This is a genomic window from Mycobacterium bourgelatii (assembly GCF_010723575.1).
Lineage (GTDB): Bacteria > Actinomycetota > Actinomycetes > Mycobacteriales > Mycobacteriaceae > Mycobacterium > Mycobacterium bourgelatii.
Genome location: NZ_BLKZ01000001.1, coordinates 5,625,886 through 5,639,830 on the forward strand (window position 1 = coordinate 5,625,886; position 13,945 = coordinate 5,639,830).

The following is a 13,945-nucleotide window of genomic DNA, read 5'->3' on the forward strand; positions in this document are numbered from 1 at the left end:
ACTTGGCCTTCACCCGCCAATTCCGCGCCGCCGGCCTGCACTTCACCTATCCCGAAATCACCACCGAGCCTGGCGCCCTGTCCGCCGAGGATGCCTTCGACCTGGCCCTGGCAACCAAAGCAATCGACGCGGGACAGACGGTGGTATGCAATGACTTTCGGCTGTCAAGTCCAGAGCGCATATTCGTCGTCACCGGCCCCAATCAGGGCGGCAAGACGACATTCGCCCGCACCATCGGCCAATGCGCCTATCTCGCCTCACTCGGCTGTCCGATCCCGGCACGACGTGCGAAATTTACGTTGCCCGACAGGATCTATACCCATTTCGAGCGTCAGGAGACCCTCTCGTCCCTGCATGGCAGGCTCGAGGAAGAGTTGGTCCGGATCCATGACATCCTGACCCGCGCTACCGCGACGAGTTTGATCGTCATGAATGAGAGCTTCTCGTCGACCACCCTCAGCGACGCCCTGTGGATCGCCACCCAAGTCATCGAGCGGGTAATCGAATTGCGCTGCACTGCTGTCTATGTCAGCTTCATTGACCAACTGGCCAGCTTGGACAGGGCTTGCGTCAGCATGGTCGGCGAAGTAGTGCCCGACGATCCTTCCCAACGAACTTTCAAGTTCACCCGTCGGCCCGCGGACGGCTTGGCCTACGCCGCTGCGCTTGCCGAAAAGTACGGACTCGACCACGACGCGCTGCGGCAGAGGATTTCCCGATGAAGGTGCGCCTGTTACATCCTGAAACCGATATCGACCTGACACCCCAGTTACCTGAGGGGCTACGCGATCTCGTCAACGACGATCTGGAGCTCGACAAGATCTACGATGCCATGGCGGCCGGCGACCGGTATCTGCGCGAAGCCGGCAAGAAGGTGGTCCCGCTCACCGTCAGTGATCCCGACGTCATCATCTATCGGCAACAGGTGTTGGGCGACTGTTTGGCCAATCGCGCTGTGGTGCAGCGGATTTACGAGATGACCTCGGAGGTCGAGGGGATCGCACTGCGGCACAAGGTATTCCTTGGCGGTCTGAGATCAAATGATGCGCAATTGCTCCTGCGCCGCTCAGTCCGGATCTTGGAATTGCTTTTGAAGACGATCAGGCAGTTGCGCCGGTTGGCCAACGACCATGCCGATCAGTTCCGCTCTGCCGGCTTCCGGCAGTTTTTTGCCATGCTCACCCAGCAGCTACCCGAGGACTACCTGGCCCAAGTCGACGAACATCTTGGTGAGCTCCAATTGCCGCGCGGGCTCCTGCTCAGCGTCCAACTGGGTCCGGGCAACAAGGGCGAAAACCACCTGCTTCACCAACCACCACTACGCAGTCGCGGTTGGTGGGCCAAGCTGGCGGCAAACCCCAAAGAGAGCCGCGAGTTTTCCATCGACCCCGACGACATGGCCGGTGAGCAAGCCCTGTCGGCACTGGGAGGCCGCGCCGTCAACGATGTCGCCAACACCGTCACCCAGGCAGCGGAGCATTTTCAAAGCTTCTTCAGCCGGTTGCGGACAGAACTGGGCTTTTACCTCGGCTGCCTGAACTTGCGTGACGAGCTCACCAGACGCCATGTGCCGACCTGCTTTCCGGTACCCACGCCAGCCGACACACTGCGGTTTCGGTGCCGCGGATTACGCGATGTCGCGCTCTGCCTCAGCATCGGCAACAAAGTCACCGGCAATGACGTCGACGCCAACGACAAGACGTTGGTTGTCGTTACCGGCGCAAACGAAGGTGGCAAGTCGACATTTCTGCGCAGCGTCGGCGCCGCACAGCTGATGATGCAAGCCGGCATGTTCGTCGCGGCGGAAGCTTTCAGCGCCAACGTCCGAGGCCGCATCTTTACCCACTTCAAGCGGGAAGAGGATGCCACCCTGAGGCACGGCAAGCTCGAAGAGGAACTGGCCCGCCTGAGCCAGATCGTCGACCACATCGATCCGACCTCGCTGCTGTTGTGCAATGAATCTTTTGCCTCGACGAATGAGCTTGAGGGCTCACAGATCGCGCGCGGCATCGTGCGGGCAATGGTGGAAAGTGGGGTGAGGGTGTTTTTCGTGACGCACCTCTACGATTTCGCCCACAGCCTGTACGCCCGAGACGATCCCGCCGACCTGTTTCTGCGCGCCGAACGTCGTTCGGATGGCGTACGAACATTCCGATTGGTTCCCGGCGAGCCCGAAGCAACCAGCTATGGCCAGGATTCCTTCCGGCGAATCTTCGGCATCGCTGCGCACAACGACCCCGAGCGAGTGTCATCTAGGTGAATCGCACTGACCGGCCGCCCGGGAACTTGGGCCCACGGCGGGCAGCACGGAAACAACCTCTGCGGTGGCCAGGGGCGGGATCGAACCGCCGACCTTCCGCTTTTCAGGCGGACGGATTAGCCGCTGACCTGCGGTTTAACGGTTTTCATGCGTCAAATACGACGCGCTGAGCGCGTCTGACGCATGCCGTCTGTCCGGCGACCGGACAGAAACCGGACACGGTGACAGCACTCCCGACAGGGAACCCTTCACCGCCCATCACTCGATGATGCGCGCCTTGGGCTCCCGGGGAGTAGGTACCCGATGCCCAGCATCTCTGTGCCGACAGTGCGCTCTATCGGCGCTGCGGCGGAGCAATTACCTCTTGGACCGACCACAACCCGAACGGCCAGCCGGAACACGGCCGGAGCCGCGGACGCCGGTAGACCGCGAGCGCCCGAGGCCGCCAAGGCCGCAGGGCGCGAGAGCGACAGCGGTCGGTCGGACGGCGGTAGCGGTGGAGGCCGTGTTCCGGCTGGGACCAACGGGCTTGTTATATGTCCCAAAGTGTCCGCGACACCATCGATCACGGAGCTGACGCGGATTTCTCGGTTGCAGATGTGCTGGGATTCCGTTTTCCGGGTCCCGACATGGTGGCCTCGGCGGCGACATTGTTTGAGCCCGCGCAGCCGTGGGCTTCTGGCCGGGATCGGCTTGGCCTGGAACCCGAATCCGGTCGGTTCCGAATCACTATCGGGCCTGGTGTCGTTCGGCTGGGCTGGACCCGGCCCGTTCGCGCCGAGAAGGCATCCGAGCGGTCGGTCGAACGGCACCGACTCGATGTGGCCAACGAAGAGGACCGCTTGAAGGCTGGCCGGGACGCGCCCGCTCCGCCTGTGCGCACGATCACCGAATGGTCCCGCAAATCACGAGCCGCGATGTGCCGTACGTTTGCCGAGCTCGATTACACGCCGCTGGTGGAAAGCGGGCGTGTGCCCGCGATGGTCACGCTGACCTATCCCGGCGACTGGGAATGCGTGGCGCCTGACGGGGCTAGCGTAAAGCGGCACATGGTTTTGTGGCGCAAGCGGTTTCAGCGGGAGTGGGGTGAACCGGCTCGCTACATCTGGAAGCTGGAATTTCAACGTCGCGGCGCACCGCATATTCACTTGTGGATGGCTCCGCCAAATGGCCTCGGTCGATCGGGCCGCAAATTCCGGGACTGGCTATCGCAGGAATGGGCCGACATCGTTGGCCATCCCGACGCCGAGCAACGATCGCGCCACCGGCTCGCTGGCACAGCTGTCGACATTCTGAAGGGATTGCGGGCCTTCGACCCTAAACGTCTCGCTGTTTATTTCACAAAACATTCCTCACCGAATATGTTGAGCGACAAGGAATATCAGCACATAGTTCCACAAGCGTGGCAAGAGCCGGGCCGGGGGCCAGGGCGCTACTGGGGAGTCCATGGGCTACAAAAGGCAATCGCAGTCGTAGAGATCTCCCAAGATGCCTACCTGATGGCCCGCAGGATCATCCGCCGCTGGTCACGCTCACAGATCGTCTACGGCAACTTAACTCTTTCCTCCACGGCCGCGGCAAGAACCGCCCCACGCTCGGTTCGACGCCTGAGAATCACTACGGGAAACCTACGTCGCCGAACCGTCCGGCGACGACGTCTTCTGTGCGACCAAGGAGGACTAACCGGTGGGTACGCCCTCTTGAACAGCGGACCGGCATTCGCACTACAGCTTGCGGCGGCGTTGTACGGGCGGTCGCGAGCGCTACCTCGTTAGCGCTCGATGCGATAACGAGGTAGCGAACTTGTCAAGCTTTCAGCTTGTGGTCCTTCCTTCTCTGCGGTTCGGCGGCCGGCCACTCGGAAGTGGGCACACTCGCGCCTGCAATCAACCTCACCGATACGTTTGGCGCGTCGCTAGGCGATACCGGGTTCAGTTCCCAATCACCGGCACCCGAGTCGTTCTGGTCGCTTAACTCGGGCTTGGGCGGCGGGCGGCACGCTTGCGGGCATTGGGCTGCGCTGGCGGCTTATCAGCAGTGCGACGGTGGGCGGCAAGAAAGTCATCGACGATGCGTTCACAGTCCTGACGCTCGATTGCACGCAATCCGGTGAGGCGTGCGAACGCCACAGGACCTACGAGTTGGCACATCACGAGATCTACGTCGAAGTTGTCGAGTTCCGCTCGGGCGTTGGAGCTTTGGAGTAAAAGATCAAAGGGATGGCGATAGTGATCGACGATTCGCGTTCGTAACGCGTGCCGGTCAGAGGTGCCGCCGTCGGATGTCGGCCCCAGTGCGACCCAGGCCAGTGTGGTGACATGCAGCGGGGCTTCCTGGAACAGGGTGGCCTGTCGACTAAGCAGTTCAATGAGTTGATCACGTAGGGCTCCCGTGGCTGGTGCCGGCGTGGGGTTCCCCCGAAAAAGTAGACACGGTTAGCTTGCTTCCGTGGTGGCACGCAGCGTGCGTTCATAGTCGATAGGTGAGCGCATTCCAAGTGCTGAGTGCCTTCGATCATTATTGTAGAAAATCATCCAATTGTCAACTGCTGCAACAAGTTCCGCTTTCGTCGCGAAGGCGTGCCGGTAGTAGCACTCGTGCTTGAAGCTCGACCACAGCGATTCAGCGCCGGCGTTATCCCAACAAATCCCGGTCGCGCCCATCGAGCGCCGAAGCCCGTGAGCGGCGCAGGCCAGCGCCATGTCGTGGGCGGTGTACTGAGTACCGCGATCCGAATGCAATATGACCCCCTGGCAGCGGTGAGCGCGCACGAACGCGGCCCGCTCGACGGCCAGTGTGACCAGCTCGGTGCGCATGTGGTCATCAACGGCCCAGCCCAGCGCGCGCCGCGTGTTCGTCACGGATGGCGCATAAAACATGTCACCGTCTCCGCAGCACAGGTAAGTGATGTCGGAGGACCACACCGCGTCGATACGGCCCTGGTCAAAGCAGCGCCCGACCAGATCCGGGGGAAACGAGGCTGCCGGGTCGACCTGGGTGGTGGTCTTAAAGGTGCGCGGACTGATCCCCTCAATGCCCAACTCGGCCATGATCTTGGCGACCGTGTTCTCCGAAACTCGTTCACCCTCGGCGTGCAGGTCGGCGGTGATGCGCGGTGACCCATAGGTGCCCCGTGAGGCGCGGTGATGGGCAAGGATCTTGACCTCCAGGTCACGGCGGCGCTGCACCCGAGGTGTGGGCTCAGCAGCGGTGCAGGTATGGGCATGCTTGTAGTAGCCCGCCCTGGATACCCCGAGCAGCTCGGCCATGCGTGTCACGTCGTAGCCGGCGCACTCTGCAGCGATGAGCTCAAACCGGCTCACCTTCGATGCTGTGCTGCAAAGTACGCCGAGGCTTTTTCCAGGAAAGCGATGTCCTTCGCCTGCTCGGCCACCCGCGCGCGCAGTGCCACCAACTCCGCGCGCTCATCGACCGAAAGCCCTTCACCACCACCAGGGTCCGGCCGACCGCCAGCTGCGGCCGCGGCCATCCGTCGCCGTTCATCTCGCACCCACTTATGCAGCAGGTTCTCATTGAGATCCAGCTCGCGGGCAACCTCGCTAACACGCCGATTCCCATCAATGACACGATGCGCCGCCTCAACCCTGTACTCAGGAGAAAACGACCGCCGAGATCGTGGCATACGAACATCCTTCCAGGGGACCACCGTCCCGCTATCTCAGATGTCCACCAATCCTGGGGAACCTCAGCGTGACCTGTGGCAGCAATCTTTCGAATGTGGCGGCGAGTAGCTGCGTAGAGCTGCTGAAATGCCGATAGAGCGTGGTTCGCGCGACTTTGGAGGCTTTCGTGACCGCGTCTACGGTCACTGCTTCAATGCCCCCTGCGGTGAGCAGTTTCGTCGCGGCGTCTAGAAGTCGGGTCCGCGACCGCAGCAGGCGCGGGTCAGCCTCGTCGTCGGCCCGGAGTTCAACAACATCACGCTCCACGTAGGTCACCGTAACCCCACCGGCACCGCAGAGACGGCGAATCACCTTTGATCCCGCCAACAGTCCCTACGGTATCGCTACGATACTGTTAGTATCGTAGCGATACCGTAAGTTTTGTTATCGGTTCGAGATCGACCTAAGGGGGACGAATGACAAGGCACTATCGGCCAGCAGAAAGTGGTGATGAGCGATGAATCTCCTGCACCCTTTGACTGGGAATCGAACATGGATCCGCGCTGTGGAGCGGTTCAATTCCGCCTTGCGCCACACGCTGGTGCGTAGGGACCAAACACACAGCACCAAGGGAGACCTCGTCGAACCGCGCCATTACCCGCGCCGGTCGTACTCGTTCTTAGATGACGACCTGATGAACCGGGAGATGTACAACCACGTCCACGAAGAACCGATAAGGCTGAGCTCGCGTATAGCGTTTCGCCTTCGTCGTTCGTGAGTTGTCGAAGCTGCTCATTCGTCAACTAGGGCTTCTTCCTGTACAGCCACGAGGTGTGGCGCATCTAGCTTATTTCGTTCGCAACATGCCGGCGCCGGCCTTCGCCGAGTGGATGGAGGCCAAATCCCGTTTCTGGCGCGTTTGACGTGAACCACGAACGGGTACGACCCGACGCAAACGGTACTCATAGTTTCGCTGAGATACCGTTGGTTTTGTTAGTAAATGGGGGGGACAGGGGATGGTAGACACCGGGTGGCTCACTTCGGGCGTGGCCACACTGAGCCGTCCCGTCCGACGGCAACTCCGCAAAGTTGCCGCAGGCGACGGCGCTTACAGCGAACGGCTGGCCCGGCTGGCGGAATTCAGCATCCGGCATAAGGCACTTGTCATCGGGGCCTGGGTGATGATGGCAGCAACCTTGGCTCTGTTGTTCCCACAGTTGGAGACCGTCGTTCGGCAACAGTCGGTGACCCTAATACCGCGGGATGCTCCGTCGCTGCAAACAGTGGAGCGCATGAGCGCAGCATTTGGTGAGCGCGGGTCGAAGACGAGCATATTTATCGCGATGGAAAATCCGGCGGGGCTGACTCCGCCAGTGCGCCAACGCTACAACTCGATGGTTTCGCGGTTGCGGGCCGACACTACCCATGTGCGCCTAGTCCAAGATCTATTAGCCGACCCGTTAACCTCCGCACAAGCCATCAGCGCGGATGGCAAGGCTTGGTACCTGCCGGTCGGGGTGGCGGGAACACTGGGCGATCCCAAAGCCGCGGAATCCGTGAAGGCGGTACGGGCCATCGCCGGCCAGGCATTCAACGACTCCCCCACTACCGTTCGTGTGACCGGACCACCGGCTACCTTCAGCGACCAAATCGATTCTGCTGAAAAGGATCTCGTATTCATCTCTGTGGTTACCGCTGGCCTGATCGCCTTAATCTTGCTGGTCATCTATCGATCCATATTTACCGCAGTGCTGCCGCTGCTGGTCATCGGGATCAGCCTGGCGGTCGGGCGCGGAGTGTTGTCGGCTCTCGGCGAATCAGGCATGCCGGTTTCGCAATTCACCATCGCCTTCATGACTGTGATCTTGCTAGGTGCGGGCACCGACTACTCGGTCTTCTTAATCAGTCGGTATCACGAGAAGCGCCGACAGGACATCTCACCGGATCGCGCGGTCGTTGACGCAACCGCCACCATCGGACGAGTGATTCTGGCGTCAGCCGCAACCGTGGCCTTTGCGTTCTTAGCCATGTTCTTCTCAAAGCTGAGCGTGTTCGGTGCACTCGGGCCAGCCTGCGCGATCGCAGTTTTCATCGGAGTGGCGGCCACAGTGACGTTGTTTCCCCCAGTGCTGGCTATGGCCGCTACACACGGCATCGGAGAACCTAAAGCCGACCGCACGCGTCGGTACTGGAACTGGATCGCCGTCGCCGTCGTTCGGCGACCCGCTCCTCTACTGATTGCCAGCTTGGCGTTAGTCGTAGGTCTAGCGGCCATCGCACTCACCATGCGCATCAGCTACGACGACCGCCAAGGACAGCCCGCCACGACCGCCAGCAACGAAGGCTATCAACTTCTGGACAGACACTTTCCTAAGGACACTGTCATCTCCCAATTCATGGTTGTTGAGTCGCCCACCGATCTGCGCACCAGCCGGGCACTGGCCGACTTGGATGAGATGGCTTCACGGGTATCGCAACTACCGGGCGTTACCAAGGTTTCCGGCGTCACCCGCCCCACCGGCGCGCGCATGGACCAGGCTCAGCTGTCATGGCAGAACGGCCAGATTGGCAACAAGATGGCTGGTGCGGTCGCCGACGGAGACGCTCATAGAGACGACCTGACCAAACTCACCGACGGTGCCGACCAGCTCGCCGGGGCGCTGGCAGAACTTGATACCACCGTACGCACAGCGTTGACGCCTCTGACGAGCCTCCTGACGCAAACCCAAGCCAGCGGCTCTCACGTACAGCGGTTGCGCCCGATGCTTCAACAACTTTCGGCTACCGCGCCAGCCGTGGATCAGGCCATCCGGGCGGGGCCCGGGCTACGACAACAAGCTGAGCAGGCCCAAAGCGCGATTACCACCATCGACCCTCTCGTTGGTGCACTCAACAACTCACCGTGGTGCGCGACTACGCCGGAATGCTCCCAGATCCGCGACCAGGTACAGATTCTGAGTTCCCTGCGCGATAACGGCTTCTTCAGTCAGCTCGCCACTCTCGGCGACTACTACCGTCCTGGCGCCGATACAGCGACCGGAACCTTGGCCGATCTGCAAAGCACCCTTAATGCGCTCGATAGAGCGTTCGGAGCACTAGGTGAGCCCGCCGACATAGCTGGCAATATCCGTCGTCTCCAAAGTGGCATCAGCCAACTCACGTCCGGCGCACAGGCACTAGCTACGGGCGTGCACACCCTTGCCGACAGCAACATCGAGATGCTGTCCGGCATGAGTCGAATCGCGACACAACTGCAAAATTCGGCGCGTGCTAGCGCTGGCTCAGATAACGCCAGTGGCTTCTATCTCCCACCTAACGCCTTTGAAGACCGCCAATTCGCGGGCATGGCAAGACATTTTCTTTCTGCTGATGGGAAAACCGCGCGCTTTGCCATCGAATCCCGCTTTGACCCCTATAGCAGCAAAGCGATGGACCTTGCCCATCAAATCACTGAAACAGCAAACGGCGCGCGACCAAACACTTCCCTAGCTGGCGCCACAATATCGATGGCGGGATTCCCCGCGGTCAACTCCGATATCCAACGCTTACTCTCGGCCGACTTTCACCTTCTGGCCATCGCCACCCTCGTTATCGTCGGTCTGATCTTGGTCGTTCTACTGCGGGCACTGGTCGCGCCGCTCTATTTGCTAGGAACCGTGATTCTCAATTACGGCGCCGCCTTGGGCATCGGAACCCTCGTCTTCCAATACGGCCTTGGCAAGGAGATCGCTTGGCCCGTACCACTTCTGGCGTTCATCATCCTGGTCGCCGTTGGCGCTGACTACAACATGCTGCTGATCTCGCGACTGCGCGAGGAATCCGCCAATAACATCCGAGTTGGCGTCCTGCGAACGGTCGCTAACACCGGTTCAGTGATCACCTCAGCTGGACTCATCTTCGCCGCCAGCATGTTCGGCCTCATGGTCGGATCGGTAGGCATCATGATCCAGACCGGTTTCATAATCGGCTGCGGTTTGCTCCTTGACACCTTCGTCGTTCGCACCCTCACTGTTCCCGCGATTGCTACGCTCATCCGCGACGCGAGCTGGTGGCCACAACGAACGGACTCGCGTTCTTTCCGCGGGGCCCATTGAAAATGGTGTCGGGGTCTGAGGAGCAGCACATTCGTGGCGATGACGGCGTTACGCTGGTGGCAGATTATTATCGCCATCCCACTCCTAGTCCGGTCGTATTGCTGCTACATGGCGGCGGCCAGAACCGTCACGCGTGGACTGCCACAGCACGGCGGCTCCATCGCCACGGCTATACCGTCGTCGCCTACGATGCGCGCGGACACGGTGACAGCGACTGGGATCCGAACGGACAGTACGACGTCGCACGATTGGTCGCCGATCTCATCGCAGTTCGAGGACATTTCACCGCCGAGAGTCGTCCCGCCGTCGTTGGCGCATCATTGGGCGGCATGGTCATTCTCGCTAGCCACCTGACACATTCGCCCAACCTCTGGACTGCTGTCGCACTCGTCGATGTCACCCCGCGACTTGAATTTCAGGGGGCTCACCGAGTTGTGTCCTTCATGTCCGCCCACCCAGCCGGATTTGACACCCTCGACGATGCTGCCGACGTGATCGCCGAATACAACCCGCACCGCCCGCGGTCCGGGAACCTCGAAGGCTTGCGCAAAGTTCTTCGTCAGCAAGCCGACGGCCGATGGACGTGGCGCTGGGACCCGGCGTTTATTAATTCCAATTTCAATGTCACGCAGGGAGAGCTCACGACGAGCTCCGAGCAGTTCGACGTCATTAGCGATTTGCTGTCTCAAGGAGCACGCCGAATCACTGCCCCCACGCTGCTGATTCGCGGCGCACTTTCAGATGTCGTGTCCGAGGACACAGTTCAAGAATTCTTAGAACTCGTACCTCATGCCGAAACAACGGATGTCAGCGGAACCGGGCACATGGTTGCCGGCGACGACAACGACGCCTTTACCGCCGCGCTGATCAACTTTCTCGACCGCACCCTGGGGGCTCCAACGTGAAGCGCCTGCCCTCTTAGTAGCCCAACTTGTCCGCTCGACGGCTAGAGGCCTGCGGTAATCCGACAATTCGCGCTAACCGCTTGGCATCAATACGCCCGCCAGGAGAACAGCCTGAAGAATCTCGCACCGATACGGCCGGTTTCGCTACGCTACTTCACGTACCATAGTGGTGAGCGCACTCGAAAAGCGATGCGGCGGGGGTGGTTGCATGCGATCGGTTACTAGTAGCCCATTGCAGACCAGGCGCCGCGCGCACCTTCTCTCACAGATCGAGGGCAACGCATATAAATTGTTCGCCGAACACGGCTTTTCTGCTGTGACGACCGAGGACATCGCCGTCGCGACAGGCATCTCGATTAGCACGTACTTTCGCCACGTGCCCGCCAAAGAAGATTTGCTCATCGCCCCGGTCCGGCAAACTATCGTTGAAATCGTTGAGTCGTATGAGGCAGGGCCAGACGGTGAATCGGCAGCAGAAACCTTGATCCGCCAGACTGTTGCAAGCGCTCGGCAGCGAACACAACATAGCGGCCTGACGCAATGGCGACAGGGCATCTTGACGGCTCCCCACCTATTAACGAAAGCGGTGCTGATTAGCGAAGACGTCGAACGGCGATTCACCGAAATGGTCGCCGCTCGTATGGGTGTTGACGCTCGTAGCGATATGCGCCCCAGTTTGCTGATCGCGACGAGTCTGGCGACTTCCAAGTTCGTCCTGATGAACTGGCTGAACACCGACCACTGGACGGCTATATCCCCACTGCACCTTCGGTTGGAACAAGCCTTGAGGATCACGCTGGCCGGCTTCGACTGAGACTCTGATGCTTCCAAGGCGCAGTCTGTCATCGATCAGTGGGCCGCAGTCGAGCCCGAGGGGAAGCAGTAGCTACCGTCAGATCAATACGATCCATCTATACGCCTTCGATCGACAGATCGCCGTGCCTAGCTAAAGGCCGAATCCGCTTGGAGCCGAGAATCTTCGAATCACACCAGACGCGAGGGCATCTTCGCGATCGAGGCCTTCCCAGCTAGCGGCGACCAACCCCAACAGCCGTTTCGTGCAGTCTTACACCGTACGTGCTGTGCGCGTACTGCTTTCGACGCTGAGAGCGCGCAGTCGACGTTTGTGACACTGCGAAGGCTGCTTCACCGATCTTCCCGGATACGAGTCGCCGCGCGGTGCGCAGATTTCTTCAAATTGATCCTGCTCGACCGTCGCGTAACTCCGGAACGCCATGTGAGAATCGGCATGGCTAAGAGCAGCATACTTTCAAGAAAGGGTAGTGAATGGCAGTGCCCAAGTGGCTCAGTGTTTCTCACGCACAGGTGTTTCCGCACCGGGCGTTCGTCGTGTCCGACGTGACGGCGGTGATCGACTATGAGCGGTCGACAAAGGACAACAAAGTCCAGGCGGCCGACCGTGAGTCAGGATATCCGTTATGGCAGGTCGAAGTCCTCGACGGCGATCCGGCAGCGAGCAAACGGACTCGTACCCTCACCGTCAAGTTTGCAACGCCGACACCGCCTGAATGCCCGCCAAATGCCAACGGTATGCCTTTTGCCCCAGTAATTCTCGATGAATTGTGCATATTGCCCTATGTTGACCGTTCGAGTGAAGGCGGTCGCATTGCGTGGTCATTTCGAGCGTCGGGCATGACTGCTGACACAGGCAAGGCAACTTCGTCGGCGTCGGGCCGCGCATCGGCATGAGCCAGTTTGACGACCCCTATCCTGCAATACCCGATGACCCGTATTCGGTACCAGATGCCGATGTGGGTATTGACCTCGACTACCTTGCACACCTGTTAAAGCTCTGCACCGCATGGCTCTTCGGGACGATCGTCGCATTAGGTATCGGGCTCTTCATCTGGCGATTGCGATCCCCTGTCACATACGACCGCTACTTTGGCGTGCATGCACGACAGGCACGCTGGATGGTTTGGAGCTTGACCGCCTGGCCGCGAATCGCCAGGGACTGCGGTTTGTCAACTTCAAGGAGCGTCACTCGAAAAGACATGCAGGGCAAGCCAACCACGAAGACCGTCTGGACTCACCCCGCAGTCCTCGGACTACGGATGTCCGATGACTGTCTACGCATGAGCGTCCGCACGCGGTCGGGCCAGACCGTCGACGACCTCGAAAGGGCGGTCCCCGCAATCCGCGATGCCGTCGGGGCACATTCCGGTCGCTCGACGGTCGTAGCACCTGGCATAGTGCGCATGGAGTTCGTTATGAAAGAACAACTCTCGGCGATTGAGACAGCCAGAAGGCCAACCAGAACCGATGGGACTACCGTCGAGATCGGCCGACGCGAGAACGGGTCAACATGGCGTCTTCCCATAACCGGACTGCACACCCTGACGGTGGGATGCTCGGGCGCGGGCAAGGGCTCCATCTTCTGGGGCATCGCCGGTGGACTGGGCCCTGCCGTCAAATCCGGCAGTGCCCTCCTGTGCGCAATAGATCTCAAGTACGGGATCGAGGTGTCTGTCGGGTCTTCCCTCTTCGCCAGAGTCGCCACCACAGAATCTCAAGCCGCCAAACTCCTGGCCAAATTGGAAGAGATACTCGACATGCGTGGGCGAGCGATGGCCGGCCACACACGCTCTCACACACCAACCCGCACTGATCCACTCGTCGTCCTGCTCATCGATGAACTGGCCGGTTTGACCGCGTACATCACCGACGCCGCGCTCAAGAAGCAAGTCGCGGCATCACTTTCCCGCATCCTGACGAAGGGACGCGCAGTCGGTGTCGTAGTTGCCGCATTCATGCAGGACCCACGTAAAGAGATCCTGCCCATGCGCGGCTTATTCACCCAAACCATCGCCTTGCGGCTGAGGTCACGTGAAGAGGTCACGATGGTCCTCGGCGATGGCATGGCTGATCGCGCGCCAGCTCATCGCATAAGCCCCAATGAGCCGGGCACCGGATACGTCCTCACCGAAGACGGTTCAACAATGCGAGTTCGCGCCGACTATTGGCCAGATTCCCTGATCCGTTCCGTAGCAACCGAATACAGCAACAAACGCCCAAGCAGCACCACTCCGGCTAAGAACTAAG

The 13,945-nt window shown here is 60.4% G+C and carries 10 protein-coding genes, 1 tRNA gene and 2 pseudogenes; 8 read left to right on the forward strand and 5 right to left on the reverse strand.

Annotation, left to right across the window (positions count from 1 at the left end; genetic code table 11):
- Positions 1-2: 2 nt before the first annotated feature.
- Together G6N68_RS31135 and G6N68_RS24115 are read left to right on the forward strand one after the other, a co-directional pair.
- Positions 3-722, forward strand: coding sequence for a MutS-related protein (locus tag G6N68_RS31135; protein ID WP_240355603.1), 720 nt, complete (start codon positions 3-5; stop codon positions 720-722).
- Positions 719-2,260, forward strand: coding sequence for a MutS-related protein (locus G6N68_RS24115; protein ID WP_163717686.1), 1,542 nt, complete (start codon positions 719-721; stop codon positions 2,258-2,260). The genes G6N68_RS31135 and G6N68_RS24115 overlap by 4 nt, the downstream gene beginning before the upstream one ends.
- Before the next feature lie 65 nt (positions 2,261-2,325).
- On the opposite strand, the gene G6N68_RS24120 is transcribed toward G6N68_RS24115, so the two are convergent.
- A tRNA-Phe gene (locus G6N68_RS24120) sits at positions 2,326-2,390 on the reverse strand.
- 469 nt (positions 2,391-2,859) lie between these two features.
- On the opposite strand from G6N68_RS24120, the gene G6N68_RS24125 reads away from it, so the two are divergent.
- A complete protein-coding gene (locus G6N68_RS24125; protein WP_240355605.1) occupies positions 2,860-4,035 on the forward strand; it encodes a rolling circle replication-associated protein in 1,176 nt (391 codons plus the stop codon).
- 195 nt (positions 4,036-4,230) lie between these two features.
- On the opposite strand, the pseudogene G6N68_RS24130 reads toward G6N68_RS24125, so the two are convergent.
- The 4 genes and pseudogenes from G6N68_RS24130 to G6N68_RS24145 form a co-directional block, all read right to left on the reverse strand.
- Positions 4,231-4,665 (reverse strand): annotated as a pseudogene (locus tag G6N68_RS24130) (TetR/AcrR family transcriptional regulator C-terminal ligand-binding domain-containing protein); the annotation flags it as partial.
- A 30-nt stretch (positions 4,666-4,695) separates the two neighbouring features.
- Entirely contained in the window at positions 4,696-5,583 is an 888-nt protein-coding gene (locus G6N68_RS24135) for an IS3 family transposase (RefSeq protein ID WP_163717688.1), read from the reverse strand.
- Positions 5,580-5,903 carry a transposase gene (locus tag G6N68_RS24140; RefSeq protein WP_069422688.1) on the reverse strand — a complete coding sequence of 108 codons (324 nt, stop codon included), beginning with the start codon at positions 5,901-5,903 and terminating at the stop codon, positions 5,580-5,582. The genes G6N68_RS24135 and G6N68_RS24140 overlap by 4 nt, the downstream gene beginning before the upstream one ends.
- A gap of 70 nt (positions 5,904-5,973) precedes the next feature.
- Positions 5,974-6,210 (reverse strand): annotated as a pseudogene (locus tag G6N68_RS24145) (helix-turn-helix domain-containing protein); the annotation flags it as partial.
- Positions 6,211-6,899: 689 nt separating this feature from the next.
- On the opposite strand from G6N68_RS24145, the gene G6N68_RS24150 reads away from it, so the two are divergent.
- The 5 genes from G6N68_RS24150 to G6N68_RS24170 all read left to right on the forward strand — a co-directional run bounded on the left by G6N68_RS24150 (position 6,900) and on the right by G6N68_RS24170 (position 13,944).
- The gene (locus G6N68_RS24150; protein WP_065160038.1) at positions 6,900-9,977 is read left to right on the forward strand and encodes an MMPL/RND family transporter; all 3,078 of its coding nucleotides are present in this window, start codon (positions 6,900-6,902) and stop codon (positions 9,975-9,977) included.
- Positions 9,978-9,979: 2 nt separating this feature from the next.
- Positions 9,980-10,882 carry an alpha/beta fold hydrolase gene (locus G6N68_RS24155; protein ID WP_155770627.1) on the forward strand — a complete coding sequence of 301 codons (903 nt, stop codon included), beginning with the start codon at positions 9,980-9,982 and terminating at the stop codon, positions 10,880-10,882.
- 208 nt (positions 10,883-11,090) lie between these two features.
- Complete coding sequence (locus G6N68_RS24160; RefSeq protein ID WP_065151109.1) at positions 11,091-11,696, forward strand: TetR/AcrR family transcriptional regulator; 606 nt, start codon at positions 11,091-11,093, stop codon at positions 11,694-11,696.
- 473 nt (positions 11,697-12,169) lie between these two features.
- Entirely contained in the window at positions 12,170-12,592 is a 423-nt protein-coding gene (locus G6N68_RS24165) for a plasmid replication, integration and excision activator (RefSeq protein WP_081287866.1), read from the forward strand.
- The gene (locus G6N68_RS24170; RefSeq protein WP_163717690.1) at positions 12,589-13,944 is read left to right on the forward strand and encodes a cell division protein FtsK; all 1,356 of its coding nucleotides are present in this window, start codon (positions 12,589-12,591) and stop codon (positions 13,942-13,944) included. The genes G6N68_RS24165 and G6N68_RS24170 overlap by 4 nt, the downstream gene beginning before the upstream one ends.
- Position 13,945 lies beyond the last annotated feature (1 nt).

Excerpts from the sequence above, each read along its gene's own strand:
- G6N68_RS24140 (WP_069422688.1), bottom strand. The coding sequence starts at position 5,903 with ATGCCACGATCTCGGCGGTCGTTTTCTCCTGAGTACAGGGTTGAGGCG.
- G6N68_RS24160 (WP_065151109.1), top strand. The coding sequence starts at position 11,091 with ATGCGATCGGTTACTAGTAGCCCATTGCAGACCAGGCGCCGCGCGCAC.
- G6N68_RS24170 (WP_163717690.1), top strand. The coding sequence starts at position 12,589 with ATGAGCCAGTTTGACGACCCCTATCCTGCAATACCCGATGACCCGTAT.
- G6N68_RS24165 (WP_081287866.1), top strand. The coding sequence starts at position 12,170 with ATGGCAGTGCCCAAGTGGCTCAGTGTTTCTCACGCACAGGTGTTTCCG.
- G6N68_RS24150 (WP_065160038.1), top strand. The coding sequence starts at position 6,900 with ATGGTAGACACCGGGTGGCTCACTTCGGGCGTGGCCACACTGAGCCGT.
- G6N68_RS24115 (WP_163717686.1), top strand. The coding sequence starts at position 719 with ATGAAGGTGCGCCTGTTACATCCTGAAACCGATATCGACCTGACACCC.
- G6N68_RS24155 (WP_155770627.1), top strand. The coding sequence starts at position 9,980 with ATGGTGTCGGGGTCTGAGGAGCAGCACATTCGTGGCGATGACGGCGTT.